The organism is Stenotrophomonas terrae, assembly GCF_039674165.1.
GTDB lineage: Bacteria > Pseudomonadota > Gammaproteobacteria > Xanthomonadales > Xanthomonadaceae > Stenotrophomonas > Stenotrophomonas terrae_A.
Genome location: NZ_JBDJMY010000074.1, coordinates 1 through 8,964, shown reverse-complemented (window position 1 = coordinate 8,964; position 8,964 = coordinate 1). Strand labels below are relative to the sequence as shown.

General features: G+C 63.9%; 7 protein-coding genes. 4 read left to right on the top strand and 3 right to left on the bottom strand.

Annotation, left to right across the window (positions count from 1 at the left end; genetic code table 11):
• Window positions 1–90: 90 nt before the first annotated feature.
• The 3 genes from dusB to ABE493_RS18910 all read right to left on the bottom strand — a co-directional run bounded on the left by dusB (window position 91) and on the right by ABE493_RS18910 (window position 3,641).
• On the bottom strand, window positions 91–1,089 hold the full coding sequence (gene dusB / locus ABE493_RS18920; protein WP_346500875.1) for a tRNA dihydrouridine synthase DusB: 999 nt from the start codon (window positions 1,087–1,089) through the stop codon (window positions 91–93).
• Window positions 1,090–1,304: 215 nt separating this feature from the next.
• Entirely contained in the window at window positions 1,305–2,255 is a 951-nt protein-coding gene (locus ABE493_RS18915; protein ID WP_346500873.1) for a ribokinase, read from the bottom strand.
• An 87-nt stretch (window positions 2,256–2,342) separates the two neighbouring features.
• On the bottom strand, window positions 2,343–3,641 hold the full coding sequence (locus ABE493_RS18910) for a NupC/NupG family nucleoside CNT transporter (RefSeq protein ID WP_346500871.1): 1,299 nt from the start codon (window positions 3,639–3,641) through the stop codon (window positions 2,343–2,345).
• Between the two features lie 203 nt (window positions 3,642–3,844).
• On the opposite strand from ABE493_RS18910, the gene ABE493_RS18905 reads away from it, so the two are divergent.
• From ABE493_RS18905 to ABE493_RS18890, 4 genes are all read left to right on the top strand, one after another.
• Window positions 3,845–4,816, top strand: a complete 972-nt coding sequence (locus ABE493_RS18905; RefSeq protein WP_346500868.1) for an aldo/keto reductase — start codon at window positions 3,845–3,847, stop codon at window positions 4,814–4,816.
• 478 nt (window positions 4,817–5,294) lie between these two features.
• Window positions 5,295–5,489: a hemin uptake protein HemP gene (gene hemP, locus ABE493_RS18900; protein ID WP_346500866.1), complete on the top strand. Its 195-nt coding sequence runs from the start codon at window positions 5,295–5,297 to the stop codon at window positions 5,487–5,489.
• 161 nt (window positions 5,490–5,650) lie between these two features.
• Window positions 5,651–7,855 (top strand): TonB-dependent hemoglobin/transferrin/lactoferrin family receptor, encoded by a 2,205-nt coding sequence (locus ABE493_RS18895; protein ID WP_346500864.1) that lies wholly within the window; start codon window positions 5,651–5,653, stop codon window positions 7,853–7,855.
• 90 nt (window positions 7,856–7,945) lie between these two features.
• On the top strand, window positions 7,946–8,872 hold the full coding sequence (locus tag ABE493_RS18890) for a DUF6607 family protein (protein WP_346500862.1): 927 nt from the start codon (window positions 7,946–7,948) through the stop codon (window positions 8,870–8,872).
• The last annotated feature ends 92 nt before the right edge of the window (window positions 8,873–8,964 follow it).

The window sequence follows — 8,964 nt, the reverse complement described above, 5'->3', positions numbered from 1 at the left end:
GCCGAGCCATGCTCGGCAGAGGCTTCATGCATAAATCCAAACGTTGCTGGTAACGCCCCAGCCGAGCATGGCTCGGCTCTACAGGTGGTGTCAGGCTGTTTGTTGCATGCCTGCGCTTTCACCGGCTATCAGCGCATCGAAATAGTCGCGGGTCAGGCGTATCTGCGCGTCTGCGCTTTCCGCTGCATTGACCACTACGCGGAAGGCGGCGTTCTCGGGCCTGTCCTTTGCATACCAGCCCAGGTGTTTGCGGGCGATGCGCACGCCCTGCGGTTCGCCGTAGAAGGCGTGCAGGTCATTGAGATGGCCGAGCAGGATGTCGCGCACTTCCTCCACCGAAGGCGGTGGCAGTTCCTCGCCGGTGGCCAGGTAATGGGCGATCTCGCGGAAGATCCACGGCCGGCCCTGTGCTGCACGGCCAACCATCACTGCGTCGGCGCCGGTGAGCTTGAGGACCTGTTCGGCCTTGCGCGGGGAATCCACATCGCCGTTGGCCAATACCGGAATCTTCAGCATCGCCTTGATCGCGGCGATGGTCTCGTATTCGGCCACGCCGGTGTAGTGCTGGTCGCGGGTGCGGCCGTGGATGGCCAGCGCGGCGATGCCGCTGTCCTCGGCGATGCGGGCGATGCTGGGCGCATTGCGCACATCGGCGCACCAGCCGGTACGGATCTTCAGCGTGACCGGCACATCGACGGCATTGACCACCGCTTCAAGAATGCGTGCCACCAAGGCTTCATCGCGCATCAACGCCGAGCCGGCCCAGGCGTTGCACACCTTCTTGGCCGGGCAACCCATGTTGATGTCGATGATCTGCGCGCCGTTGTCGACGTTGTAGCGCGCGGCCTCGGCCAGCTGCTGCGGTTCGGTCCCTGCAATCTGCACGCTGATCGGTGCCGGCTCGCCGGCATGGTCCATGCGATGGAGGGATTTGCGGGTATTCCAGAAGCGCGGGTCGCTGATGGTCATTTCCGAGGCGGCCAAACCCGCGCCCAGCCGTTTGCACAGCTGACGGAATGGCTTGTCGGTGACGCCGGCCATGGGCGCGAGCACCACGTTGGGTGCAATGGTGTAGGGGCCGATCTGCATGGACGGTATTGTAAGGCGCTGGCTGGAACCCCGGCTGTAGGAGCGGCGTCAGCCGCGAAGCTGGCAATGCTCAAGAGGCCGTAGAGCTTACCCCTCCCCAACCCTCCCCTGCTGCGCAAGGGAGGGGGCAAAGCTGCGAAGCTGGCAATGCTTGGAGGGCCTAAAAGGCTACCCCTCCCCAACCCTCCCCTGCTGCGCAAGGGAGGGAGTACAGCTCAGACGTCGGCCGGGGTCATCTTCGGCATCGACAAGGCGGCGCCTTCGCTCTCGGTGGAGCGGGCGGCGTACTGGTTGGCGAAGCGTACGTGCTTGATGAACGAAGCCTCCGGTGCCTGCGCCAGCGAGGCGGCGAGGGCGCCGTTGAAGGCATCGCCGGCGCCGGTGGTATCCACCACCTGCACCGACTCGGCTGCCACCCGGTAATACGGCTGGCTGTCGCTGCGCAGCTTGTCTTCATCGTGCGAGACAAACACGCCGACCGCGCCCAAGGTCACCACCACGGTGTTGCCGGACAGCTTGCGGCAGAGCGCGTGCAGGCTGGCGCCATCCAGCGTTGCCACGTCGTCGGCCTCGATGCGCTCGCCGACATGACGGCCCAGCAGGGCGGCAAACTCGGTTTCGTTCGGGGTCAGCACATCGGCCAGCTTGAGCAGGCTGATGGTGGACGGTGCATTGGCAGGGGCCGCGTTGAGCATGGTCAGCACACCCGCCTCGCGGGCCTGCGCCAGCGCTGCTTCGATGGTTTCCACCGGCGATTCCAACTGTGCCAGCAGCACCTTGGCGCCGCTGATCAGCGCAGCGTTGGCGGCCACGAAATCGGTGCTCAGCGAGGCATTGGCGCCGGCGCCGATCACGATCGAGTTGCGGCCGCGGCCATCGACGTAGATGCCGGCGGTGCCGGTGGGTTCGTCGCTGGCTTCGGCTACCAGGGCGATGCCATCGGTACTGGCCAGCTGGCGGGCGAGGTCGCCGCCGGCGTCAGAGCCCAGCGCGCAGACAAAACTGGTCTGCGCGCCGGCGCGCTGTGCGGCGACGGCCTGGTTGAAGCCCTTGCCACCGGGGCCGGTGCTGTAACGGCCAGCAATGGTCGCTCCCGGTGCGGGCAGGGCGTCGCAGCGCCAGACGTGATCGACATTGAAGGAACCAGCAACGACAACAGAACTCATGGAATCTACGTCTCTAAGGTGGCGATGAAGCAGTAACGGCGATGAACGCGCCGAATTGAATCAACAGGAGTGGTTCTACAGCGTGGATCAACTGAAATGGGTCAGCACACCGGCGATGGTGGCGGTCATCAAGGTGGCAATGGTGCCGCCCAGGACTGCACGCAGGCCGAACTTTGCCAGATCCTGGCGACGGTCAGGGGCGAGCCCGCCGATGCCGCCGATCTGGATGGCGATGGAGCTGAAGTTGGCGAAACCGCACAGCGCGTAGGTGGCGATCAGGCGGCCTTCTTCACTCAGGCTGACGCCCGGGACGTTGCCCTTGATGATCTCCGACAGGTCCATGTAAGCGACAAATTCGTTGATCACGACCTTCTGGCCAATCAGCGAACCGACGGTGGTGGCGTCAGCCCACGGCGTGCCGATCACCCAGGCGATCGGGGCCAGCACGTAGCCGAAGATGGTGGCCAGGTTGGTCGGCTTGCCGATGGCGGCAGCCAGGCCGGTGATGTCACCGATCCAGGTCAGTGGCGCATTGAGCAGGGCGATCAGGGCGATGAAGGCCAGCAGCATGGCGCCGATGTTCAGCGCAAGGCGCAGGCCGTCAGCGGCGCCACCAGCGGCTGCGTCGATGATGTTGGAGGAGGTCTTTTCCACTTCCATCTTGACCGTGCCGCGCGTCAGCGGAGTGCCGGTTTCCGGCACCAGCAGCTTGGCGACCACCAGCGTGGCCGGTGCGGCCATGATCGAGGCGGCCAGCAGATGCTTGGCATAGAAGGCCTGCGAGGCAGGATCACCACCGCCGAGCATGCCGACGTAAGCGGCCAATACGCCGCCAGCGATATGCGCCATGCCGCCGATCATCATCGTGATCAGCTCGGACTGGGTCATCTTGGAGATATACGGGCGCACGGTCAGCGGCGCCTCGGTCTGGCCGATGAAGACGCTGGCACAGACGCTGGTGGTTTCAGCACCGGACACACGCATCACCTTGGTGATGGCCGCAGCCATGACCCGCACGATGGCCTGCATCACGCCCAGGTGGTACATCACGCCCATCAGCGCCGAGAAGAAGATGATGGTCGGCAGCACCTGGAAGGCGAAGATGAAGCCGTATTTGGGGATGTCCATCAGGCTGCCGAAAATGAAGTTGGAACCTTCATTGACGAAGCTCAGAATCTTGACGAAGCCCTTGCCCAGCCAGTCGAACACGTCGCGGCCACCCGGGACCAGCAGCACCAGCGCCGCAAACGCGATCTGCAGGGTGATGCCGGTGGCAACCAGCTTCCAGTCAACGGCTTTCTTGTTGTTGGAGAACAGCCAGGTGATGCCCAAAAGCACCGCCAGGCCGAACAGGCCGAAGCCGATTCTGCCCAAACCTTCGAACATGAGTAATCCCCGGGCGTGCCCGCAAAAGACGCAAGCCTAGAGCAGCGGCTGATGCCGGGCAAGAATATACATGGCATGAGCCTGCAATTACGGCGAATGCGCCGGTATCGGCAAGGTCCACGGGGCGGCCCGATGCGCAGTCAGGGTTACACTGGCGGCCAATCTGCGCGAATGGCGCGCAGGGTCCTATGTTGGAGCCAGCCATGCAATACCGTCGTCTCGGGTCGTCCGGCCTGCAGCTGTCCACCTTGTCGTTTGGTGCCTGGGTGACCTTTGGCAGCCAGATCGGGCGGGACGAGTCGCGCAACCTGATTGCTGCGGCCTGGGACAACGGGGTCAACTTCTTCGACAACGCCGAGGGCTATGCCAAAGGCCGCGCCGAAGAGGTGATGGGCGACGTGATTGCCGACCTGCGCCTGCCGCGCGACGGCTATTGCGTGTCCTCCAAGGTGTTCTTCGGCTCGGCCGAGGAGCCTGCGCCGACCCAGCGCGGGCTGTCGCGCAAGCATGTCACCGATGCCTGCCACGCCGCGCTCAAGCGCCTGCGGGTGGACTATCTGGATCTGTACTACTGCCACCGCCCGGATGCGGAGACGCCGATCAGCGAAACCGTGCTGGCCATGGATACGCTGGTCCGCCAGGGCAAGGTGCTGTATTGGGGCACCTCGGAGTGGTCAGGCGCGCAGATCGCTGAGGCGGTGGCGTTTGCCCGCGCCAACCATCTGTATGCGCCGAGCATGGAGCAGCCGCAGTACAACCTGCTGCACCGCACGCGTGTGGAGCAGGAGTACGCGCCGCTGTACGCCGATGCCGGCTTGGGCACCACCATCTGGTCACCGCTGGCTTCGGGTCTTTTGACCGGCAAGTACAACGACGGCATCGCCGACGATTCGCGCCTGGGCCAGTCCTCGCTGGGCTGGCTGCAGGCGTCGGTGCTGGGCGAGCCGGCCGATGATCGGCTGGGCAAGGTGCGTCGTTTCAGCGCATTGGCGGCCGAGTTGGGCGAATCGCCGGCGCAGCTGGCCATTGCCTGGTGCCTGCGCAACCCGCAGGTATCCAGCGTGATCCTGGGCGCAAGCCGGGTGTCGCAGCTGGAAGAGAACCTGCGCGCGCTGGACGTGCTGGCACGGGTGGAAGAGGGCACCTGGCAGCAGATCGAGGCGATTTTCGCCTGATTGCGAAGCGGTAGTGCCGAGCCATGCTCGGCAGCGCGTTGCCAGGAATTCGAGCGGTCTTTGTGGGAGCGGCGTAAGCCGCGAAGCCATGGATCAATCAGGTCGCGGGTAGGTGCGTGAGCCAGGTGTTGCCAGCTTCGCGGCGTACGCCGCGCCGACAGTGTTGATGGTGGGCTCGTAACGCCCCTGCCGAGCATGGCTCGGCACTACAGCGGGCCAGGCTTTTGTAGGAGCGGCGTCAGCCGCGAAGCCACGGATCCGCCCGGTTGCGGTCATGCCGGTGATTGCAGTGCTGCCTGTTTCACCGCGTTCGTCGCCGTGACGCTATGTCGGTAAGGCCTCTGCCGAGCATGGCTCGGCACTACCGGTGGAGCGAATGGCCGGCTTCAGGGAAGATTGCGCAGTTGTTGCAAATAGTTCTTGCATCGTTGTTGAGAATCATTATCATCTACTCCGTCCCCAGCACGGAATCACGATGATGTCGGCTCAACCCGTTCTGCTTCGCCCGCGTACCCTCCACCTGCCGCAGCGCCCGGTCCAGTTGTTGCCGGCCGACGGTGTTGTCGATAGCGGTGCCTTGCTCAAGGGGCAGCGCGAAATCGTCATCCAGCACGGCGACAAGTTCTATCGCCTGCGCCATACCAGCAACGACAAGCTGATCCTTACCAAGTAAGCAGCAGCCCGCGTTCGCGGCTGCATCGCTGCCAGCCGGCGCGTCCTCGCGCCACGCCCGCCTGAATCGCAAAGCTCTCTCCCCCCTTGGCTACAGCCGGGTCGCCCTTGTGGCCCGGCTGCCTGCCAGGGGCTTTGTTCACCCGATGATTCCAGGCTTCCATGATCCGTCCAACTGTCTTGAGCGCTGCCCTGTGGGCGGTGCTGTCACCCGCGCATGCGGAAAATGCCGCTCCCGCCGTCGCGCAGGAATTTGATCGCGTCCAGGTCACCGCCACCCGCACCGAGCGGGCGCTCGGCGATGTCGCCGCCACCGTCGATGTGATCGATCGCGAGCAGCTGGACAAGCAGTTGGCCAACGACATCGCCGACCTGGTGCGTTACGAACCGGGCGTGTCGGTCACCCGCAGTGCCACCCGCTTTGGATTGGGCGGCTTCCGCATCCGTGGCCTGGATGCCAACCGCGTGCTGATCCAGACCGACGGTATCGCCATGCCGAAGAGCTTCAACATCGGCAGCTTCGCCAACAGCAACCGCAACTTCACCGATCTGGAAACGCTCAAGCGGGTGGAGATCGTGCGCGGCCCGGCCAGTTCCTTGTACGGCTCCGATGCATTGGGCGGTGTGGTGGCCTTCGTCACCAAGGACCCGGCGGATTATCTGAAAGACGGCAAAGACAGCTATGTCGGCCTGAAATTCGGTTACGACGGTGACTGGAAAGGGCTGCTGGGCAGCGTGACCACGGCCTTTGGCGGTGAGCACTGGAGTGGCATGGTCAACGTCAATCATCACCAGGGTCAGGAGACCGTCAACAAGGGTGATGTGCGTACGCAGGACTACACCCGCACCGCGCCCAATCCGCAGGAACGCGATGGGCGCAGCGTGCTGGCCAAGCTGGTCTATGCCGTGGACGAAAGCCAGCGCTTCCGTCTGACCGTGGAAGGCAACGAGGACACAACTGATACCGACGTGTTCTCCTCGGTCAACGACAAGCACCCGGTTGCGGCCTCGCGAACCACCACCGACATGACCGCGCATGACACGCAGAGCCGTACGCGGCTGTCCTTCGCCCATGAAATGGATGCGCTGGATGCTGCATTTGCTGACAGCCTGAACTGGCAGATCTACAGCCAGAACAGCGAAACCACCCAGATCACCAACGAAGGCCGCACCAACGGCAGCCGCCGCCATCGTGGCTTCCATTTCGATCAGCGGGTCAACGGTGCGCAGCTGCAGTTCAACAAGCGCCTGCAGTCGGGCAGCGTCGAACACGCGCTGACCTGGGGCTTCGACGGTGCACTGACCGACATCCGCCAGAAGCGCGATGGCTACCAGGTGCTGGCCAACGGCAACATCAGTTCCAACATCTCGCCGGACAATTTCCCGGTGCGCGATTTCCCGATCAGCAAGACCACCGAGCTCGGCCTGTACGTGCAGGACGAAATGCGCCTGGCCGATGGCCGCCTGTCGCTGGTGCCGGGCCTGCGCGTGGACCATTACCGGCTCAAGCCCGAGCTGGACAGCATCTTCCGCGAAGACAACCCGGACATGGCCGTGGCCTCGCTGACCAAGACCAGCGTCTCGCCCAAGCTGGGCATGGTGTGGCGCTTCGATGAGCAATGGTCGCTGTTTGCCGGTTACGCGCACGGCTTCCGTTCGCCGCCGTACAACGACGTCAATCTGGGTTTCACCAACCTGATGTTCGGCTACACCGCCATCCCGAACCCGGACCTGAAGCCGGAAACCAGCAACGGCCTGGAGCTGGGTGTGCGCTACGTCAGCCCGTTGGCTTACATGAGTGTCGGTGGCTACTGGAACGACTATCGCGATTTCATCGAATCGCAGCGCTATGTGGGCGTCAACGCGCAGGGGCTGATGGTGTTCCAGTCGCAGAACATCGCCGATGCGCGCATCTACGGCGCCGAGTTGAAGGCCGGTGTTGATTTCGGCCAGCTCAGCGATGCCTTGGAGGGTTGGGGCCTGCGTGGCGCAGTGGCTTGGGCGCATGGGCAGAACCGTACCGAGGATGTGCCGCTGGATTCGGTGGACCCGCTGCGCGGCACCGTCGGTCTGATGTATGACCGCGATGACTGGGGTGTGGAGCTGGCCGGCACCTTTGCCCGTCGCAAGGACCGGGTCGCCGCTGCCAGCGCCTATCGTCCGGCCGGTTATGGCGCACTGGATCTGATGGCGCATTGGCAGTTTGCGCCGGGTGCCAGGTTCAATGTCGGCGTGTTCAACCTGGCTGACCGCAATTACATCGACTGGTCCAGCATCACCTCCACGTTGGCGGCCAACAGCAGCGTGATCGATCGCTATAGCAACCCGGGCCGCACGGTTTCGGCCAGCGTTTCGGTGTCCTGGTAAGCAGCAACGTTAGCGGTTCCTCCAGGAGCCGGCGAAGGATCGCATCGTGGCCATGGATGGCCATCCCTTTCATCGACATAAGGAACACCCATGAAGCTGCTCTACGCCAGCCTGCCGCTGCTGTTTTTGGTCAGCACCGTCGCCAGCGCCGCACCTGCCGACATCGCCCGTGACCACGACAGCATCCTGAAGATGCAAGGCGAGTACACGGTGGATTTCGCCTTCGACGAGACCGTGCTGCTCAAGCCCGGCTACGAGCGTGCGGCGGCGATGCGCAGCGGCGGTGATGAAGTGGTCATCGTGGTTGAAGACACCCCGCGCCGCATCGTGCTGCAGCACCTGCTGGTGGATACCAAGAGCGGCCACGTCACCAAGCATTGGCGCCAGGATTGGGTCTACGAAGCACCGCAGCGCTTTGAATTCACTGCCGACCAGACCTGGACGGTGCGCGCCATTCCGGCATCGTTGAACGCAGGCGCCTGGACGCAGTGCGTCTACGAAGTCAGCGATGCGCCGCGTTACTGCGGTACCGGCCGTTGGAGCTACAACAACAATGTGCCGACCTGGACCAGCGACCTGAGCTGGCGCCCGTTGCCGCGCCGCGAGTACACCAAGCGCAGCGACTACAACGCGCTGGCGGTGGTGAACCAGCACACGCTCACCCCGAACGGTTGGACCCACGAGCAGTTCAACACCAAGGTGCAGCGCAATGCCGATGGCAGCCAGGTGGAGATTGCGCGCGAGTTCGGTTTCAACGACTACATCAAGACCACGGAAGTGGATTTCACCCCGGCGCGCGCTTACTGGGCTGCCACCGCACCGTTCTGGGCGCAGGTGCGCCAGCGTTGGGATGGCTTCCTTGGCAAGGCGCCGGGCGTGCACCTGAAGACCAAGCTTGATGGCATGGCGATGATCATGCCGCTGTTCCAGCAGGCCGAGGAGATCCAGGGCGGCGCGGCGCTGGACACCGGCAAGATCGACGCGGTGTTCGCCAAGTATGTGGAACCGGCCAGATAAGTTGGCGGTTGTTTGGTTTTTGTAGGAGCGGCGTCAGCCGCGAAGCTGATGATCGATCAGGTCGCCGATAGAGCCGCGACTTCATTGATGCC

What these genes read in the sequence shown, in the direction of transcription:
- dusB (WP_346500875.1), bottom strand. Translation starts at nt 1,089, where the DNA reads ATGCAGATCGGCCCCTACACCATTGCACCCAACGTGGTGCTCGCGCCC.
- ABE493_RS18915 (WP_346500873.1), bottom strand. Translation starts at nt 2,255, where the DNA reads ATGAGTTCTGTTGTCGTTGCTGGTTCCTTCAATGTCGATCACGTCTGG.
- ABE493_RS18910 (WP_346500871.1), bottom strand. Translation starts at nt 3,641, where the DNA reads ATGTTCGAAGGTTTGGGCAGAATCGGCTTCGGCCTGTTCGGCCTGGCG.
- ABE493_RS18905 (WP_346500868.1), top strand. Translation starts at nt 3,845, where the DNA reads ATGCAATACCGTCGTCTCGGGTCGTCCGGCCTGCAGCTGTCCACCTTG.
- hemP (WP_346500866.1), top strand. Translation starts at nt 5,295, where the DNA reads ATGTCGGCTCAACCCGTTCTGCTTCGCCCGCGTACCCTCCACCTGCCG.
- ABE493_RS18895 (WP_346500864.1), top strand. Translation starts at nt 5,651, where the DNA reads ATGATCCGTCCAACTGTCTTGAGCGCTGCCCTGTGGGCGGTGCTGTCA.
- ABE493_RS18890 (WP_346500862.1), top strand. Translation starts at nt 7,946, where the DNA reads ATGAAGCTGCTCTACGCCAGCCTGCCGCTGCTGTTTTTGGTCAGCACC.